This window comes from Gordonia sp. NPDC127522 (assembly GCF_042672305.1).
GTDB classification, from domain to species: Bacteria; Actinomycetota; Actinomycetes; order Mycobacteriales; family Mycobacteriaceae; genus Gordonia; species Gordonia hongkongensis.
Genome location: NZ_JBHXVK010000002.1, coordinates 125,559 through 141,167 on the forward strand (window position 1 = coordinate 125,559; position 15,609 = coordinate 141,167).

Consider the following 15,609-nt stretch of genomic DNA (forward strand, 5'->3'; position numbering starts at 1 on the left):
CGTGTCCCACGACCTCGAGCGGCGTTCGCCGCCATCTGTGCTGCCCGAGGAGATGTTCTGTGCTGCGACGAAGTCCTGTGCTGCGACCACCGCGCCGATCCCGCCTGCTGCCCGCGATCGGCATCGCTCTGACCTGCGCGGCATTGCTCGCCGGATGTGCCCAGCCACGCACCGGTGACGGCGAGTCGACAGGGGTCCCCGCCACACCGGGCCAGTACGTCTCGGGCGGAACCATCTCCTACGGCCACGAGCAGGAACCGCCCTGCGTGCACGGTGGGTGGGTCCAGAACGCCTATCTGGCAAGGCAATACCTCGACAACCTGGTGTCGCTGGACGACTCGGGACGAGTGGTGCCGTGGCTGGCCACCCGCTGGGACATCTCCCCCGACGGGCGCTCGTACACCTTCCACCTGAAGCCCGGTGTCGAGTTCAGCGACGGCACACCGCTCGACGCCGAGGCCGTTCGTACGACCTTCGCGTCGTATCTGAATCCGGACAAGCCCAACGGCACGGTGGTGTCCTACATCGGCAAGTACTTCGAGTCCGACGAGGTCGTCGGACCGCTGACCTACCGGATGAACCTCAAGTCGCCGTACACCCCCCTCCTCACCGTGCTGACGCAGGGTTACTTCGGAATCCAGTCGCCGACCGCGCTGGCGCGTGGTCCGAAGGCGAACTGCACCAGCCCGGTCGGGTCCGGTCCGTTCATCATCGAGCGCTGGGATCGCAACCGCAGCATCACTTTCGTGCGCAACCCGAACTACACCTCGCCGCCGGCGAACGCGAAGAACCAGGGTCCGGCCCACGTGGACAAACTGATCTGGAAGTTCCTCAAGGATCCGGTGCTGCGCTACGGATCGCTGCGCAGCGACTCCTCCGACGTCATCTACAACGTGCCGGCCATCAACTGGGCGGACGCGACCAGCCGCTATCAGGTCAGCCGCTACGTGACGCCGGGGCGCCCGAACGCCATCACCCTCAACGTCGACCATGCTCCATTCGACGACGTCCGGGTCCGCCAGGCGTTCGCCTACTCGGCCGACCGTCGCAAGGCCGTCGAGACGGCGTTTCTCGGCGTCGTCCCCTACAACGCCAACGGCGCCCTCAGCCAGAGCACCCCGGATTACGACCCGGCGGCCGGGAACTACCCGCACGATCCGGCGGCGGCCGCGGCCCTGCTCGACGAAGCGGGCTGGACCGGCAGAGACGACGACGGCATCCGCACGAAGGACGGCCGACGTCTGACCGCTCGGGTCGTGTACGCCGCGGACGCGATCGTCGGACCCGAGGGTGCCGCGATCCTGCAGGCGGTGGCTCGACAGGCGCGTGACGTCGGCTTCGACATCCAGCTCGTCCCGGCCACCCAGAGTGCCTACTTCGGCGGGCAGTACGCCAAGGCGCCGACCTACGACGCCTACGTCGGCTATTGGACCAGCCCGACCCCTGGCCTGCTGTACATCAACTGGCGTCAGCGACTCCCGGACAGTCCCAACCCGCACAACACCGCGTACTACAACGACCCACACCTGCAGACCCTCATCGAGCAGGGCAATTCCTCCTCGGATCCGGTGCAGGCCCGGGCGTTCTACCGCGACGCCCAGCGCCTCATCGGTGACAACGCGCTGTCTATCGGGTTGTACACGCAGACAACGTCGTTGGCGGTGTCGCCGCGCCTGCACGGGGTGTGGGTCGAGAAATCACAAGGCGAACCGGTGTTCGCGGATGCGAGGTTCGTGCGATGACCCTGGTCGACGACCCGGCCGCGGCCAGACGCCAGGTCCTCCCCCCGCGGGGCCTGACCCGGTGGGCGGGCAAGATCGGATCCGCTGTCTTCGTGCTGTGGGCCGCGGCCTCGGTCACCTTCCTGCTCCAGGTCCTCGCCCCCGGTGACCGCGCGACCCTGCTCCTCAACCTCTCATCGGGTGAGAGCCGGGAACGCACCCCGGACGAACTCGCCCCGGTCAATGCCGAGTACGGCTTCGAAGACTCGGTGTGGTCGCAGTACCTGGATTATCTCGGTGGCCTTCTGCACGGCGATCTCGGCATCTCGTACCAGCTGCAACAGCCGGTCACCGAGATCATCGCCGACCAGATCGGACCCACGCTCGTTCTCACCCTCACCGCCCTGGTCGTCGCGTGGCTCTTCGTGCTCGTCCTCACGACGCTCACCGCGGGCCGCCGCGGGCCCTGGGGCGCGGCCGGGTCCTTGATCGAGACCGTCAGCGCCGGCCTGCCGCAATACTGGGTGGGATCGATTCTCCTGGTGGTGTTCGCGATCAACCTCGGTTGGTTTCCCGTCGAGAGCGGAACCGGCCTCTGGGGACTCGTACTTCCGGTGCTCACCCTGGCCATCCCGCTGTCGGGGTTCCTCGGCCAGATCGCCCGCGACGAATTCGCCCGCGCACTGGATCAACCCTTCGTGCTCACCGCGCGGAGTCGGGGACTCGGTGACCTGTCGGTCCGATACCGACATATGTTGCGACACTCCGTCCTTCCCGCGATCACGGTCTCGGGTTGGGCGATGGGCGCGCTGTTGTCCGGTGCCGTCATCGCCGAAACCGTCTTCGCGCGTGCGGGTATCGGCCAGACGCTCGTCGCGGCGGCCAGTTCGCGCGACGTCCCGCTGGTGAGCGGCATCGTGCTCTTCGTCGCGCTCGTCTACACGGTCGCCAACCTCGTCGTGGACTTCCTCTACACCGTCATCGACCCCAGGATCGAGGTCCCATGACCCTCACCAATCCGGTCCGGCCCGCACTGACGAACGCGCTCTCGGCGGTCCGCAGGTCCACCACCGGCACGTCTCGCGGGCAGGACGACCACCCGCATCGCTCGTGGCCGCCGGCGACGGTGATCGCCGCGCTCGTGGTTCTCGCGCTACTGCTCGTGGCGGCGGTGGCACCCAACCTGCTCGCACCCTACGACCCGCTCGCCGTCGACCTGGACGCGACGTTGCAACCGCCCAGCTGGGCGCACCCGTTCGGCACCGACCTGTCGGGCCGAGACCTGCTGAGTCGCGTCATCGCCGGGACAAGACAATCGCTGATCATCGGGCTCGGCGCGGTCGCACTCGCATCGGTCCTGGCGGTGTTGCTCGGCATCGCCGCGGGGCTGTCCGGCCGCGTCGCCCAGGCACTGGCCAACAGGTGGATCGAGGTGATGTTCGCCTTTCCCATCGTGCTGCTGGGCCTGCTCCTCACGTCGGTGTTCGGCCCCGGGCAGTGGACACTCATCCTGGCGATCGGCATCGGTATCGCGCCCGGGTACGCCCGCATCGTCCGCGGTCAGGTCCTTGCCGTGCGCAACGCGCCCTACATCGAGGCCGCGACCGCCCTGGGACATCCTCGTCGCCGAATCCTCCTGCAGCACATCGCACCCAATGCACTCCGCCCGATGATCGTCACCGTGACACTCGGCGTGGGGCAGGCCATCATCTGGGCGTCGGGACTGGCCTACCTCGGACTCGGCGTACCACCACCCGCACCCGAGTGGGGCGCACTGCTCGACGCCGGACGCACCTACATCACCGTTGCCTGGTGGCTCGAGATCTTCCCCGGTCTCGTGATCGTCGCGGTGGCACTGGCATTCACGACCGTGGGCCGGTACCTCGGCACTCGCCTGGAAGGAGAACGTCGATGACCGTCGTCACCCGGGAGGCAGTGTCCGCCACCCGTGAAAACCCCACCGACACAACGCTGGCCGAGGTCCGCGACCTTCGCGTCTCGTTCGCCGGCCGCGAGGTCGTGAAGGGCGTGTCGTTCAAGGTCGACGCCGGACAGTGCCTGGCAATCGTCGGCGAATCGGGTTCCGGCAAGTCCGTCACCGCACGCACCCTGATCGGCCTCACCGGGCCGGGAGCCGAAATCGACGCCGCCGCCTTGTCGTTCGACGGACGCGACCTCCGCGGCCTGGTCGACCGCGACTGGCGCGCCATCCGAGGCCGCGAGATCGGATTCGTGCTCCAGGACGCCCTGGTGTCCCTGGATCAACTACGCACGGTGGGCAGCGAGATCGCCGAATCGCTGACCGCGCACGGTGGGGTCGGCCGCCGGACCCCGAAGCGGCTCGGGCGGGCGCTCCGAGAGGAACGAGTCGTCGAGCTGCTCGACCTCGTGGGCGTCCCCGAACCGCGGGTCCGGGCGCGTCAGCGTCCCCACGAACTCTCCGGCGGTCTCCGCCAGCGTGCCCTCATCGCATCCGCGCTCGCCCAGGATCCGAGACTCCTGATCGCCGACGAACCGACGACGGCCCTCGACGCCACGGTCCAGGCACAGATCCTCGACGTGCTGGCCGAGGCGAAGTCGCGTGGCAACGGCATCATCCTCATCTCGCATGATCTGGCCGTCGTGTCACGCCTCGCCGACCGCGTGGCCGTCATGCGCGACGGCGAGATCGTCGAGTACGGCAACACACGCGAGGTGCTCACCGCTCCCCAGCACGAGTACACCCGGGGTCTCATCGACGCGATCCCATCCCGCGCGTCCAAGGGCACGCTGCTCGTCAGCGGTGAACAGCTCGCGACTCCGGCGACGCCGAGACCCGAACAGCCACTCGCCCTGCGTGTCCGCGACCTGCACAAGTCGTTCACCGGCAAGGCGATCACCGCCCGACCGGCCGTGGCCGGGGTCAGCTTCGACCTCGCGCCCGGTCGTACCCTCGGCATCGTCGGCGAGTCGGGCTCGGGCAAGACCACCACCGCGCGGATCATCCTCGGTCTCACCGAACCCGATTCCGGCACGGTCGAATTGAACGGCGCGGCGTGGTCCGGACTCTCCGAAGCCCGCCGCCGCGAATCGCGCCACCTGATCTCGGTGATCTACCAGGACCCGCTCAGCTCGTTCGACCCACGATGGACCGTCGACCGCATCCTGGCGGACGCCCTGCGGGTGACCGGCGTTCGCAGCGCAGACCTCGACCACCGGATCACCGAACTCCTCGACCAGGTCGGACTGCCCGCTGAGTACCGGTACCGGCACCCCTCGCGTCTGTCGGGCGGACAGCGCCAGCGCGTCGCGATCGCCCGTGCGCTCGCGCCGCGGCCGGCCGTCATCGTGTGCGACGAACCGGTTTCGGCCCTCGACGTGTCCATCCAGGCGCGGATCCTCGACCTGCTGGCCCGCCTGCAGGCGGAAACCGGTGTCGCCCTGGTGTTCATCTCCCACGACCTGGGTGTCATCCACCACGTCAGCGACGACATCGCCGTGATGCGTGCCGGCGAGGTCGTCGAATACGGTTCGGCCGATGCGGTTTTCGACGACCCGCAACACCCGTACACCCGCGAGCTCCTCGCCGCGGTGCCGCGGATTGACCCTGCCCCCTGAGCCGGAAGAACTGCATAACCACTGCTCCCTAATCCGAAAGAACCTCAAACCCCTGATCCCTGAGGTGCGAGGAGCGCCAGCGACGAGCCACGAAGGGCCTGGTGAGGCGTGTTGCTACACCCTTCGTGGCTCGCTTCGCTCGCACCTCAGGGAGCATGGAGTTCTGACGCTCACGAGTTGCTTTTTCGCAGTCCACGACGGCCGCCAGGCCGCAGATACTGAGCAGCGAGCTCGCGCACATCACCCCGCACCCTCAGCAGCAAGCTTGCGAGCGTCACCCCGCCCCCTGAGGAGCGAGCTTGCGAGCGTCTCGAAGGGTCCGCCGCGCCGGCATCACGAACACGGCCGCGAGCAGGGCGCACACGAGAAGACCGGCCGTGAGGAGATACGTGTCGGCGATCGCCGAGGCCAACTCGGGCGCGGCGTCGATGCGTTCGGCGGGACTCAATGACATCGCACCCGCCACTCCCCGACCGTCGACCGCCGTACTGCGCGAATTCATCAGGGCCGCAATGGTGGCCGTGATCGCGGCCGACGCCAGCGCGACGGCGAACTGGTTCGAGGTCGTGAGGATGGTCGTGCCGCCCGGGGTGTCTGCGCCCTCGAGGTCGCGGGTGGCGGCCGTCATGGTGGGCAGCATCGTCGCGCCGACACCGATCCCCATGAGAGCGAGGATCGCGACGACGGCCGGGTAGGGGGTCGACTCGTCGAGCAGCGTGGCCATCAGAATCATCGCCGTCGTCGACAGCACGATGCCGCACATCGCAACCCGTCGCGGGTCCACGGAATCGGCGACCCGCGTGGCGATCTGGAGAGTGATGCCGCTCAGGAGCGCGGGGAGGACGAACAGCATGCCCGCGGTCGTGGCCGAATCGGACCGGACCGACTGGACGTAGATGGGCAGGATCGTCATCGACCCGAAGTACGCCCCGGCGAAGAAGATCATCACCACGACGCCACCGCGCAGACGCGCGTGCGCCAATAGCCGGAGATCCAGGACGGGCGTGCGGCTGCGCAGCGATCGTCGGACGAAGTATCCCAGCAAGACCAGTCCGATACCGACCGGGACAAGTATCGATGCCGTGAGCAGCGACCCGGTGTCCCCGGCGCGGGACAGGCCGAGAACCAGGAACGCCCCGCCCGGTGACAGCGCCGCCACGGCTCGCAGGTCGATTCGCGGCATGCCGCGCGTGGCGGTTCGGGGGAAGAACCGCCACGCCAGGGCCGCCGCGATCAGGCCGAGGGGCACGTTCACCGCGAAGACGACACGCCAGCTGCCGTGGTCGACGAGAACGCCGCCCAGCACCGGACCGAGCACGGGACCGACGAGGGTGGGCAGTCCGAGGATGGCCATCATCCGTCCGCGCAGCGCCTCCGGCACCGCCTGCAGCGCGATGGCCATGCCGACGGGTTGCAGCATCCCACCACCGAGCCCCTGGAGCGCACGAAACACGATGAGACTGCCGATGTTCCAGGACAGGGCGGTGAGGAGCGAACCGAGAACGAAGACCAGGAGGGCCGCGCAGTAGACCCGTCGGCCGCCGAAGCGGTTGCTGGCGTAGGCCGACAGCGGCATGACCGCGACAAGGGCCAGTGCATACGCGGTGGTCACCCACTGCACGCTGGACAGCGGCGCGTCGAATTCGGTGGTCAGTTGCGGCAGCGCGACGGTCACGACCGTCACGTCGAGCATCACCATGAGGGTCGGGACGACGAGGATGAGGCCGATACGCCGGCTCGCCGGGTCGAGTGTGGTCACGACGACGAGCACACAACCTCAAGTTCAGTTGAAGTCAAGGGCGGTGTGAAATCCTGCGTCTTGGGGCAAGGTGGAGAGATGCCGGACAACGAGAAGCCCACCTGGACCACGACCGACGATGAAGTGAAGGCCGACCCCGACATGCGGAGCGACCCCGACGAGAATGACGGGCCGGCCTCGGCACTGCCCACCGCAGGAGACACCGAGATCGGCGAGACCGACCGAATCCGGGAAGACAAGGCGTCTTACGACGGAGCACAGCCACCGGCCGACCACACTGACGAGGGTCACGCGGTCGGCGGATCGGAGGGCACGACCGATGGCCAGTGACACCCCCTCCGGACAGAAACGCACCATCGTCCTCACCGGCGCCAGCGACGGGATCGGCGCGATCGCCGCGCGTTCCCTGGCCGGACCCGACACCGACCTCGTCCTCGTCGGACGCTCGGCGAAGAAGCTGGCGCCGATCGCCGCCGAGACCGGTGCGCGGCAGTTCTCCGCCGACTTCTCCGCGCTCTCGGAGGTGCGGGATCTAGCCGCCGAGATCAATTCCGCCGTCGGGACCATCGACGTCCTGATGAACAACGCGGGCGGGACGTTCGACGCGTCGCAGCGGACTTCCGACGGACACGAACCGAACTTCCAGATCAACCACCTCGCGCCGTTCCTGCTGACCCACCTCCTACGGGACCGACTGGCCGCGGCCCCGCAATCGCTCGTCCTGAACACGTCCAGCGTCGGCAACCTCTTCGGGAAGGTCGACCTCGACGACCTGGATTTCGAGAAGCGCCGGACCCTCGCGATGCGGCCCTACGGTACGGCCAAGCTGATGAACATCCTGTTCACACGCGGGATCGCGCAGCGCTGGACCGGTGACAAGATCTATTCCGCCGCAGTGCATCCCGGACCGGCGGCGACGAGCTTCGGCCGCGACTCGCGCTTCGTCGGGCTCGCCTACCGGTCTCCGCTGACGCGCCTGGTGACCATCACCCCCGAGCAGGGAGCCGCCCCGCTCATCGCCCTGGCCGAGCGCGGCGCCGACCCGACGGTCAACGGCGTGTACTTCGATCGCCACAAGGCCAATGGTCGGGAGAACCGTCAGGCCCATGACCAGAAGCTGATCGACGGGTTGTGGCAGCGATCGGCGGAACTCACCGGTCTCACGTGACCTGACCCGTCTCCCCTGGCCTGACCTGGGCCGTGGCCGAGACCGCGGTTGTTCTCTACGTTGGCGGTCGGAGACCGACACCGTCTACCTGGACACAGGAGGTTCAGATGACACGCAACATCCTCTTCATCATGACCGGCGCCGGCAGCTGGACGCTGAATGACGGCTCGAGCCACAAGACCGGGTTCTGGGCCGAGGAGGCCGTCGCGCCGCTGGAAGTGTTCCGCGCAGCCGGCTACAAGGTGACCGTAGCCACTCCGAACGGCGCGAAACCACCCGTCGACGAGACGAGCCTCGCGGTCGAGAGCATCGGCACACCTGAGCGCGCCGCGGAGATCCGCCACGTCGTGGAGACCGCTCCGGAGCTGCAGAAGCCGATCGCGCTCACCGACGTTCGCATCGCCGACTACGACGCCGTGTTCGTCCCGGGCGGCCACGGACCCATGGAGGACCTGGCCGTCGACGCGGACGCGGGAGCTCTGCTGATAGCGGCCGACGAGGCGCAACTGCCGCTCGGAATCGTCTGTCACGGTCCGGCGATCCTGTTGGCGGCGAACAACTCCGACGGCGTCAACGCGTTCGCCGGCCGCACGGTGACCGGCTTCAGCAACGCCGAGGAGGAACAGGCCGGGCTTGCCGACAAGGCTCCCTGGCTCCTCCAGGATCGGCTCACCCAGGCAGGTTTCAAGGTCACCCTCGCCGAACCGTGGACGGTCCACATCGAGACCGACGGCAACCTGCTGACCGGCCAGAATCCCGCGTCGTCGGAATCCTTGGCACGCACCCTGTTGGATCGCCTCGAGAACGTGCCGCAGGGTTCCAAGTAGCACCTGCACCCCCGCTCCCCGAGGAACGCGACCCCATCTGCCCCCTGAGGTGCGAGGAACACACCATGCTCCCTGAGGTGCGAGGAGCGCAAGCGACGAGCCACGAAGGGCTGGTGACGTACGTTGCCACACCCTTCGTAGCTCGCTCCGCTCGCACCTCAGGGAGCAAGAATTGGACGCTCACGAGTTTTTTCGTGGACCACGAAGGCCGCGGGCCACCGATAGCCCAGTCCTCAGTGCCGAGAGTCGTACGGCAGCAACGCCATCTCTCGCGCGTTACGGATCGCGGTGGCTACCTGGCGCTGCTCCTGCGGGCTCAGCCCCGTGAGGCGTCGGCTGCGGATTCTGCCCTTGTCGGACAAGAACTGCCGCAGCAGCGCGACATCCTTGTAGTCCACTGGATTACGACCGTCGACCCGCACGCCCTGTGCGATGAGCAGGTTCCGTTTGCGCTTCGCCGGCACTTCCTCGCGCTGGCGTTGTCTTCTGTTGGCCATCACTGTTCCTAGTAGTCGTAAGTCCGGATCACCAGCTGGACTTCTGGATTCCGGGTAGTTCACCGCGGTGCGCGAGTTCACGGAACCGCACGCGGGACAGGCCCGCCTTGCCGATGTACCCGCGGGGGCGACCGTCGACGGCGTCCCGGTTGCGCAATCGAGTCGGGCTTGCGTTGCGCGGCAATCTTTGTAAGCGTCGTAGCGCTTCCGAACGCTCCTCGGGCGTCGAACTGGCTGCGACGCTCGCGCGCTTCAGTTCGGCGCGGAGGTCGGCATACCGCGCGACGACCTCGCGGCGCTGTTCGTTACGGACGATCTTGGACTTCTTGGCCATCAGCGGTCCTCTCGGAAGTCGACGTGGGCGCGGGCGATCGGGTCGTACTTGCGCAGCACCATCCGGTCGGGATCATTGCGGCGGTTCTTCCGGGTCACATAGGTGTATCCGGTCCCGGCGGTGGACCGCAGTTTGACGATCGGCCGGATCTCGTTGCGCGCCATCAGACCTTCTCCCCTCGGGCACGGATCTTGCGCAGCACCGACTCGATGCCGTGCTTGTCGATCGTCGAGATCCCCTTGGCGCTCACGCGCAGCGTCACGTACCGCCCCTCGCTGGGCACGTAGTAGCGACGGCGCTGGATGTTCGGGTCCCACCGGCGCGACGTCCGCTTGTGCGAATGCGACACCTGCTTGCCGAAGCCGGGTACCCGACCGGTGACCTGACACCTCTTGGACATGCTGCCTCCTGTTCTTATCGATAATGATTGGCATTAACTGTGCGGCCACGGTACCGTCGTCGAAGCACAAATGGAAATCATTCTCAATAGAACGGAGTGGAGTCGTGCTCGACGATCAACCCGCGAACCACCCGCAGGACGCCCCGGGCGACCAACGAACCCCGGTCGTGCTGGTCACCGGGCTCGACGCGTCGTCGATCCACCGGGTGGGCGACGCGTTGGAGTGCGGCGGCGTCGGCAGCGTCCAGGTCCACCACGACCTGACACAGGTCGAGGACGGCCGCGTCGTCCGGACCCTCAGCTGGCGGGGCCCCGACGGTCGCAGCCACCATGACGTCTGCATCGTGGAACTGGCCCACGGTTGCATCTCGTGCACCCTTCGCGAAGATCTGCTCCCTCTGTTGCGGCGGCTGCATCGTCGACCGTCGGTGAACCGGATCGTCCTCACACTCGATCCCGTCCTCGAACCCGAGCAGGTCGCCTGGTCGATCGAGAACGTCATCGTCTCGGACATGCCGGGGTTCGACGACGCCCCGGCGGCGGCCGACGTCCGCGTCGATCTCACCGTTGCCTGTGTGGCCGAGGAGGATTGGCTGACGTCGGCGACCGGCGATCTCTCACTCGCCGAGGGTGGGCATGTCGCGCTCGACGACGACCGCACCCTTGCCCAGGTGGCGGTCGGTCAGGTCGTTTTTGCCGACGCACTGGTGGTCGCAGCATGCGACCCGACCGTCCGCGACGCCTGGGCGTCCGCGCGACTCGTCGCCGTCCTCAAACGGCTCGCGCCGAACGTCCCGATGATGTTCGAGTTGCCGCAGCGCCCGATCACTCCCGTCCTGGCCGAGCAACTGCTCGCCGCGGTACCGCCCCGTTCACGTCGCGGACGCATCGACGGTCCGCACGACCCTCTCCTCGCGGGCGAACCGCCACTGGACTCCGACTGCGGGGTCACGTGGGTCGAGTTCCACAGCGATCGACCGCTGCACCCGGGTCGCTTCCACGAGGCGATCGACGCCCTCCTCGACGGGGTCGTCTGTGCCCGCGGGCGACTCTGGATCGCCACCCAGCCCGACGAGGCGCTCTGGCTCGAGTCGGCCGGCGGCGGACTGCGCGTCGCGCACGGAGGTCCCTGGCTCGCCTCGATGACCGATGACGAACTCGCGCAGGTACCCGACGAGCGTCGGGCTCTCGGTGCACTGCGCTGGGACGAGACCTTCGGCGACCGGCACACCTCGCTCGTCGCGCTCGTCCATCAGGGCGACCCCGCCGAGATCGAGGAGGCCCTCCGCGGCGCCTGCCTGAACGAGGTCGAATTCGCTGCCGGAGAACAGTTCTGGTCGACCTTCGTCGATCCGTTCGGGCAGTTCCACGCCGACCCGTGCGATGACCTCGACGTCGGCGAGTCGACCGTGGACGCATTCCCCGGCGTCGACGCTGATCCCCGGGACAACTGAACCCGCACCGACCCACATCTCACCGGAAGGCACCCACATGAAGAAGGGCATCCACCCCGATTACCACCCCGTCGTCATCCGCGACGGTTCGACGGGCAAGGAGTTCCTCACCCGATCGACGGCGACATCGTCGACGACCGTCACCTGGTCCGACGGCAACGAGTACCCGCTCATCACCGTCGATGTCACCAGCGACTCGCACCCGTTCTACACCGGGGTGAACACGATCCCCGACGTCGCCGGCCGGGTCGAGAAGTTCCGCCGGCGCTACGCGCACCTGAACAAGGACGACTGAGGGACGTCGATGGGCGACGTCAGTTCTTGTCGTCCTTCGGTTTCCCGTTCCCCTTGTTCTCGCTCTTGCCACCACCGCCGTTGCCACCACCGCTGTTGCCCCGCCCGTTTCCGCCGCTTCCGGCCGGTCCCTCCTCGGTCTGGGGGGTGTCGATCTCCGTCGCGCCGGTCGGCAGAGGGATCGGCGCGGGCGGGTCGATCGTGCTCGGCGGTGGAGTCGGCCGTGATTCGGTGGTCGAGGACTCGGCGGCCGGCAGGGAGGTCGGGGTCGCCGGAACTGGGGTGTCGTCGTCGGATCCGGTGGCGATGACGACGACGGCGACGAGAAGGGCGGTCAGCAGAGCGGCGGCGCCGCCCAGCACCGCGATCGACGTTCGACGTCGGGAGCGGTTCGGCCCTTCCGGAAGCGAAGCCGTCCCCGAGGCGGTGCGAGTTGGCGGGGACGGTGGCGGCATCGGCGCCGTGAGCCGACTCGTCCCGTCCGGGCCCATGTGGTCGCCATGCCCGGCCAGCGCCGCGCTCATCGCCGCAGCACTCGGAAACGGCACGGTGTCACCCGGACGCATGGCCCGGTCGATCGTCTCGCGCAGTGCCGGCGCGACATCCGGACGGATGTCGGCCAGCAGTGGCGGCGGCGCGTGCAGGATCGCGTGCGCGACGGCGGCAGGGTTGTCGTGGTCGTACGCTCGGCGACCCGTCAGAGCCTCATATGCGACGACCGCAGCCGCGTAGAGATCGTCGGCCGGTGTCGCCGCCCGGCCCAACACGCGACCGGGACTGAGGTAACAGATGGTTCCGACCACTTCTCCCGTCGCCGTGTGCGCCATCCCGGCCGTCTTGGCGATGCCGAGATCGGCAACCTTCACCCGGTCGCCGGACATCAGCAAGTTCGCGGGTTTGATGTCGCGGTGCAGCACCCCGGCGGAATGGGCGGCGTACAGGGCGGCCAGGACGTCCTCGAGGATCGCGGCGACGCGGTGGGGCGGCAACGGCCCGCCGGCCATGAGATCGCCGACCGTTGTGCCACTCAGCCGTTCCATCACGATGTACGGCGTTCCGTCGTGCTCGCCGAAGTCGTGGACGGCGACGATGTTGGGGTGGTTGAGCGCGGCGGCCGCCCGCGCCTCTGCAATGAACCGGTCACGTGCGACCGTCGGGGTCTCCGGCTCTGAGCGCAGTAGCTTGATGGCGACCGACCGGTGGAGTCGCCGGTCCCACCCGTCGTGGACCACCGCCATGCCACCGCGTCCGAGAACTCCCCGGATCTCGTAGCGTCCGTCGAGCAGGTCTCGGTCCACTTGTTCACGGTAGCGGGTGCCATTCCCGGCCATCGTCGACCCGGAGCCGGAGTCGGACGGCGTGATCTCAGCCCGGCAGCAACCCGTCGACCAGCGCGTCGACGATGTCGTCGACAGGCACATCCGGGAGCAGTGGGCCGGTCAGCTGGTCGAGGAGGAGTCCGTCGACGGCGTAGTGGAAGAGGGCGATCTCCCGGGCCGTCCCCGGCAGGCCGGCTTGTTCGTTGAACGCCACGTCCCCGGTGAACCCGGTCCGACGCCATTCCCCGATGATCTCCGCGACCTCGGGACGTCGAATTCCTTCCAACCGGAGTTCGATCAGTGCGATGGTGACGGTCCGGTTCACCATCAGGCGCTCGACGATGTTGCGGAGATACTCGGCGAACAGCTCGCGCGTCGGTGTCCGTCCGACCCGCTCGGCGATGAACTCGTCACTCGGTGCCAGTCGCTCGTAGATGCGCTCCACCAATCCGGTGAGAAGTGCTGAGCGAGAACGGAAGTAATTCGTCGTCGTACCGAGGGGCACGCCGGCGGCACGGTCCACCGCGCGGTGGGTGAGCCCCCGCGCGCCGGCGTCGGCGAGCACTTCTAGACCCGCATCGGCCAGGGCGCGTCGACGGTCGTCGTTACGGGCCATGAGAAAACGATAGCGCAACCACTACATGTGCTGTAGTTTCTCAACCACTACATCTGAAGTGATTGGGGATCAGCATGCGTGAACTCGTGTACTACGTGGCCGTGAGTCTCGACGGGTACATCGCCGGACCGGACGGCCAGTTCGACGCCTTTCTGATGGAGGGCGATCACATGGACGGCATCAACGAGCGGTTCGCCGACACCATCCCGACGGACTACGCCGCCGCACTCGGGATCGACCAGAGCACAGGGATTTTCGACACCGTCCTGATGGGAGCCGGTACCTATGCCGCCGGGTTGCCAGAGGTGACGAGTCCGTATCGCCACCTCGACCAGTACGTCTTCACCCATCGTCGACGCGACCCGGTGGACGGCGTGACGTTCACGGATCGCGACCCGGTCGAGGTGGTGCGTGAGCTCAAACAGCGCAAGGGAAAAGACATCTGGCTCTGCGGAGGCGGCGATCTCGCGACTCAACTGGCCGACGAGATCGACCGGTTTGTCCTCAAGCGTCAGCCGGTGATGTTCGGGAGCGGCATTCCGCTGATGGCGCCCGGCCGGTACGCGCCCAGGAGGTTTCGACGCGTCAGCGCACACGACTTCGACACCGGCGTGTCGATCGTCGAATACGCCGCAGCGTAGGAGCGGACCTACCTCAGCACCGTGAGCGCGTCGTCGAGTGAGACCAGGTCGGCCATCGTCACTATTCTCTTGGCGCCATGGAGTTCCGTCGCGGCGCGGATGGCGGCCAGCGCCGTCAGTCGGCCCGTGGCGTCGGACTGCCCCGTCCCGGAGGCCTCCCGACGCTCACCGGTGCGCCGATTCTCGGCGATGACGTGCCAGGCATCGGAACCAAGGGGAGGCGCCCACGTCAGCGTGCTGCGCAACGCCGGCACCCGCCCGATCAGGCCGAGCGCCGCGGTCATCGGGGCCGAGCTGAGAGTGAGATACGACCGGACCACGCCGGGTCTGTCGCCGAGAAGGACATGGTCGGGGAAGTCCGCGCGTAGGTAGCGCCGGGTCCGGCCGTCGGGTCCGGTCGCTTGCCGGCTTTCCCGGAGATTCCGCACCGGCCGAGTCTCCGGCGGGCAGTGGACGTCGGAGCCGACCAGTCCGACGGTCCACGCGACCGCGGCGGGACCGTGTTTCTCCCCGGCTCCGAGCATCACCAGCACATCGAGGTCGTCGTCCGGGCGCGAGTCGAGTGCGGCGGTCAGGATCGTGCTGAGCCCGGGCGCGAGGCCTGCCCCCAGGACGACGGGTCCGGTGGCGGTGGCGCGTAGTCGGTCGAGATAGGCACCGGAGGCCGAGATGTCGACCAGCGGCGTCTGCACGATCGCGGCTCCCAGCTCCGGGCGTTCGATGCCGGAGGCGTTGACGACGACATCGTTTTCGGCAGCGAGGTCGCGCAGGGTCGCGAGGTCGCCGCGCAGATCGATCCGGGCGTCCCCGCTCGCCGTGCGACTCGTCACGGTCACGACGTGACCGTCCTGCTCGAGTTCGCGGGCAACGACGGTGCCCACCGCTCCCCGTCCGCCGAGAAGCAGGACTCGGAGGTGCTCACCCTTGTTCGATTCGTTCATCTACTCCCCTTTCCTTGTTCCCGGTTCCTTCGGGACCATGC

The 15,609-nt window shown here is 67.9% G+C and carries 18 protein-coding genes; 10 read left to right on the forward strand and 8 right to left on the reverse strand.

Features of this window, described 5'->3' with window-relative positions:
* The first annotated feature begins 59 nt into the window (after nucleotides 1-59).
* The 4 genes from ACFVHY_RS04875 to ACFVHY_RS04890 are packed head-to-tail and all read left to right on the forward strand — an operon-like array spanning nucleotide 60 to nucleotide 5,318.
* Entirely contained in the window at nucleotides 60-1,742 is a 1,683-nt protein-coding gene (locus ACFVHY_RS04875) for an ABC transporter substrate-binding protein (protein ID WP_390269102.1), read from the forward strand.
* Nucleotides 1,739-2,728, forward strand: a complete 990-nt coding sequence (locus tag ACFVHY_RS04880; RefSeq protein WP_390269105.1) for an ABC transporter permease — start codon at nucleotides 1,739-1,741, stop codon at nucleotides 2,726-2,728. Before ACFVHY_RS04875 ends, ACFVHY_RS04880 begins: the two co-directional genes overlap by 4 nt.
* The gene (locus tag ACFVHY_RS04885) at nucleotides 2,725-3,636 is read left to right on the forward strand and encodes an ABC transporter permease (RefSeq protein ID WP_390269108.1); all 912 of its coding nucleotides are present in this window, start codon (nucleotides 2,725-2,727) and stop codon (nucleotides 3,634-3,636) included. The genes ACFVHY_RS04880 and ACFVHY_RS04885 overlap by 4 nt, the downstream gene beginning before the upstream one ends.
* Nucleotides 3,633-5,318, forward strand: a complete 1,686-nt coding sequence (locus ACFVHY_RS04890; RefSeq protein ID WP_390269111.1) for a dipeptide ABC transporter ATP-binding protein — start codon at nucleotides 3,633-3,635, stop codon at nucleotides 5,316-5,318. The genes ACFVHY_RS04885 and ACFVHY_RS04890 overlap by 4 nt, the downstream gene beginning before the upstream one ends.
* A gap of 274 nt (nucleotides 5,319-5,592) precedes the next feature.
* Here ACFVHY_RS04890 and ACFVHY_RS04895 read toward each other — a convergent pair whose 3' ends face one another.
* Complete coding sequence (locus ACFVHY_RS04895) at nucleotides 5,593-7,077, reverse strand: DHA2 family efflux MFS transporter permease subunit (RefSeq protein ID WP_390269114.1); 1,485 nt, start codon at nucleotides 7,075-7,077, stop codon at nucleotides 5,593-5,595.
* Between the two features lie 78 nt (nucleotides 7,078-7,155).
* Here ACFVHY_RS04895 and ACFVHY_RS04900 point away from each other — a divergent pair, with 78 nt between their 5' ends.
* The 3 genes from ACFVHY_RS04900 (at nucleotide 7,156) to ACFVHY_RS04910 (ending at nucleotide 9,072) form a co-directional block, all read left to right on the forward strand.
* Nucleotides 7,156-7,407: a hypothetical protein gene (locus ACFVHY_RS04900; RefSeq protein WP_058253009.1), complete on the forward strand. Its 252-nt coding sequence runs from the start codon at nucleotides 7,156-7,158 to the stop codon at nucleotides 7,405-7,407.
* Nucleotides 7,397-8,245: an SDR family NAD(P)-dependent oxidoreductase gene (locus ACFVHY_RS04905; RefSeq protein WP_390269117.1), complete on the forward strand. Its 849-nt coding sequence runs from the start codon at nucleotides 7,397-7,399 to the stop codon at nucleotides 8,243-8,245. Before ACFVHY_RS04900 ends, ACFVHY_RS04905 begins: the two co-directional genes overlap by 11 nt.
* Before the next feature lie 107 nt (nucleotides 8,246-8,352).
* A complete protein-coding gene (locus ACFVHY_RS04910) occupies nucleotides 8,353-9,072 on the forward strand; it encodes a type 1 glutamine amidotransferase domain-containing protein (protein ID WP_058253007.1) in 720 nt (239 codons plus the stop codon).
* A gap of 233 nt (nucleotides 9,073-9,305) precedes the next feature.
* Here ACFVHY_RS04910 and rpsR read toward each other — a convergent pair whose 3' ends face one another.
* From rpsR to rpmB, 4 genes are read right to left on the reverse strand one after another with little or no spacing between them, the layout of a single operon-like run.
* Nucleotides 9,306-9,569 (reverse strand): 30S ribosomal protein S18, encoded by a 264-nt coding sequence (gene rpsR / locus ACFVHY_RS04915; protein ID WP_058253006.1) that lies wholly within the window; start codon nucleotides 9,567-9,569, stop codon nucleotides 9,306-9,308.
* 28 nt (nucleotides 9,570-9,597) lie between these two features.
* The gene (gene rpsN / locus ACFVHY_RS04920; RefSeq protein WP_058253005.1) at nucleotides 9,598-9,903 is read right to left on the reverse strand and encodes a 30S ribosomal protein S14; all 306 of its coding nucleotides are present in this window, start codon (nucleotides 9,901-9,903) and stop codon (nucleotides 9,598-9,600) included.
* The gene (gene rpmG / locus ACFVHY_RS04925; protein WP_058253004.1) at nucleotides 9,903-10,067 is read right to left on the reverse strand and encodes a 50S ribosomal protein L33; all 165 of its coding nucleotides are present in this window, start codon (nucleotides 10,065-10,067) and stop codon (nucleotides 9,903-9,905) included. The genes rpsN and rpmG overlap by 1 nt, the downstream gene beginning before the upstream one ends.
* Nucleotides 10,067-10,303 (reverse strand): 50S ribosomal protein L28, encoded by a 237-nt coding sequence (gene rpmB, locus ACFVHY_RS04930; RefSeq protein ID WP_004020952.1) that lies wholly within the window; start codon nucleotides 10,301-10,303, stop codon nucleotides 10,067-10,069. Before rpmB ends, rpmG begins: the two co-directional genes overlap by 1 nt.
* Nucleotides 10,304-10,407: 104 nt before the next feature.
* Here rpmB and mrf point away from each other — a divergent pair, with 104 nt between their 5' ends.
* Both mrf and ACFVHY_RS04940 read left to right on the forward strand, forming a co-directional pair.
* Nucleotides 10,408-11,757, forward strand: a complete 1,350-nt coding sequence (gene mrf, locus ACFVHY_RS04935; protein ID WP_390269122.1) for a ribosome hibernation factor-recruiting GTPase MRF — start codon at nucleotides 10,408-10,410, stop codon at nucleotides 11,755-11,757.
* A gap of 37 nt (nucleotides 11,758-11,794) precedes the next feature.
* Nucleotides 11,795-12,052, forward strand: a complete 258-nt coding sequence (locus ACFVHY_RS04940) for a type B 50S ribosomal protein L31 (protein ID WP_165629297.1) — start codon at nucleotides 11,795-11,797, stop codon at nucleotides 12,050-12,052.
* A gap of 19 nt (nucleotides 12,053-12,071) precedes the next feature.
* On the opposite strand, the gene ACFVHY_RS04945 is transcribed toward ACFVHY_RS04940, so the two are convergent.
* Together ACFVHY_RS04945 and ACFVHY_RS04950 are read right to left on the reverse strand one after the other, a co-directional pair.
* Complete coding sequence (locus tag ACFVHY_RS04945) at nucleotides 12,072-13,349, reverse strand: protein kinase (RefSeq protein WP_390269126.1); 1,278 nt, start codon at nucleotides 13,347-13,349, stop codon at nucleotides 12,072-12,074.
* A 67-nt stretch (nucleotides 13,350-13,416) separates the two neighbouring features.
* On the reverse strand, nucleotides 13,417-13,986 hold the full coding sequence (locus ACFVHY_RS04950) for a TetR/AcrR family transcriptional regulator (RefSeq protein WP_390269129.1): 570 nt from the start codon (nucleotides 13,984-13,986) through the stop codon (nucleotides 13,417-13,419).
* Nucleotides 13,987-14,060: 74 nt separating this feature from the next.
* Between ACFVHY_RS04950 and ACFVHY_RS04955 the strand changes: the two genes are divergently transcribed.
* Complete coding sequence (locus ACFVHY_RS04955; RefSeq protein WP_280360328.1) at nucleotides 14,061-14,627, forward strand: dihydrofolate reductase family protein; 567 nt, start codon at nucleotides 14,061-14,063, stop codon at nucleotides 14,625-14,627.
* Nucleotides 14,628-14,635: 8 nt separating this feature from the next.
* On the opposite strand, the gene ACFVHY_RS04960 is transcribed toward ACFVHY_RS04955, so the two are convergent.
* Nucleotides 14,636-15,568: a saccharopine dehydrogenase gene (locus ACFVHY_RS04960; protein ID WP_390269132.1), complete on the reverse strand. Its 933-nt coding sequence runs from the start codon at nucleotides 15,566-15,568 to the stop codon at nucleotides 14,636-14,638.
* Nucleotides 15,569-15,609: the final 41 nt, after the last annotated feature.

Coding starts and splice junctions, on each gene's coding strand:
- ACFVHY_RS04955 (WP_280360328.1), top strand. CDS start 14,061: ATGCGTGAACTCGTGTACTACGTGGCCGTGAGTCTCGACGGGTACATC.
- rpmG (WP_058253004.1), bottom strand. CDS start 10,067: ATGGCGCGCAACGAGATCCGGCCGATCGTCAAACTGCGGTCCACCGCC.
- ACFVHY_RS04885 (WP_390269108.1), top strand. CDS start 2,725: ATGACCCTCACCAATCCGGTCCGGCCCGCACTGACGAACGCGCTCTCG.
- ACFVHY_RS04880 (WP_390269105.1), top strand. CDS start 1,739: ATGACCCTGGTCGACGACCCGGCCGCGGCCAGACGCCAGGTCCTCCCC.
- rpmB (WP_004020952.1), bottom strand. CDS start 10,303: ATGTCCAAGAGGTGTCAGGTCACCGGTCGGGTACCCGGCTTCGGCAAG.
- ACFVHY_RS04900 (WP_058253009.1), top strand. CDS start 7,156: ATGCCGGACAACGAGAAGCCCACCTGGACCACGACCGACGATGAAGTG.
- ACFVHY_RS04910 (WP_058253007.1), top strand. CDS start 8,353: ATGACACGCAACATCCTCTTCATCATGACCGGCGCCGGCAGCTGGACG.
- ACFVHY_RS04950 (WP_390269129.1), bottom strand. CDS start 13,986: ATGGCCCGTAACGACGACCGTCGACGCGCCCTGGCCGATGCGGGTCTA.
- rpsR (WP_058253006.1), bottom strand. CDS start 9,569: ATGGCCAACAGAAGACAACGCCAGCGCGAGGAAGTGCCGGCGAAGCGC.
- ACFVHY_RS04940 (WP_165629297.1), top strand. CDS start 11,795: ATGAAGAAGGGCATCCACCCCGATTACCACCCCGTCGTCATCCGCGAC.
- ACFVHY_RS04890 (WP_390269111.1), top strand. CDS start 3,633: ATGACCGTCGTCACCCGGGAGGCAGTGTCCGCCACCCGTGAAAACCCC.
- ACFVHY_RS04905 (WP_390269117.1), top strand. CDS start 7,397: ATGGCCAGTGACACCCCCTCCGGACAGAAACGCACCATCGTCCTCACC.
- rpsN (WP_058253005.1), bottom strand. CDS start 9,903: ATGGCCAAGAAGTCCAAGATCGTCCGTAACGAACAGCGCCGCGAGGTC.
- ACFVHY_RS04960 (WP_390269132.1), bottom strand. CDS start 15,568: ATGAACGAATCGAACAAGGGTGAGCACCTCCGAGTCCTGCTTCTCGGC.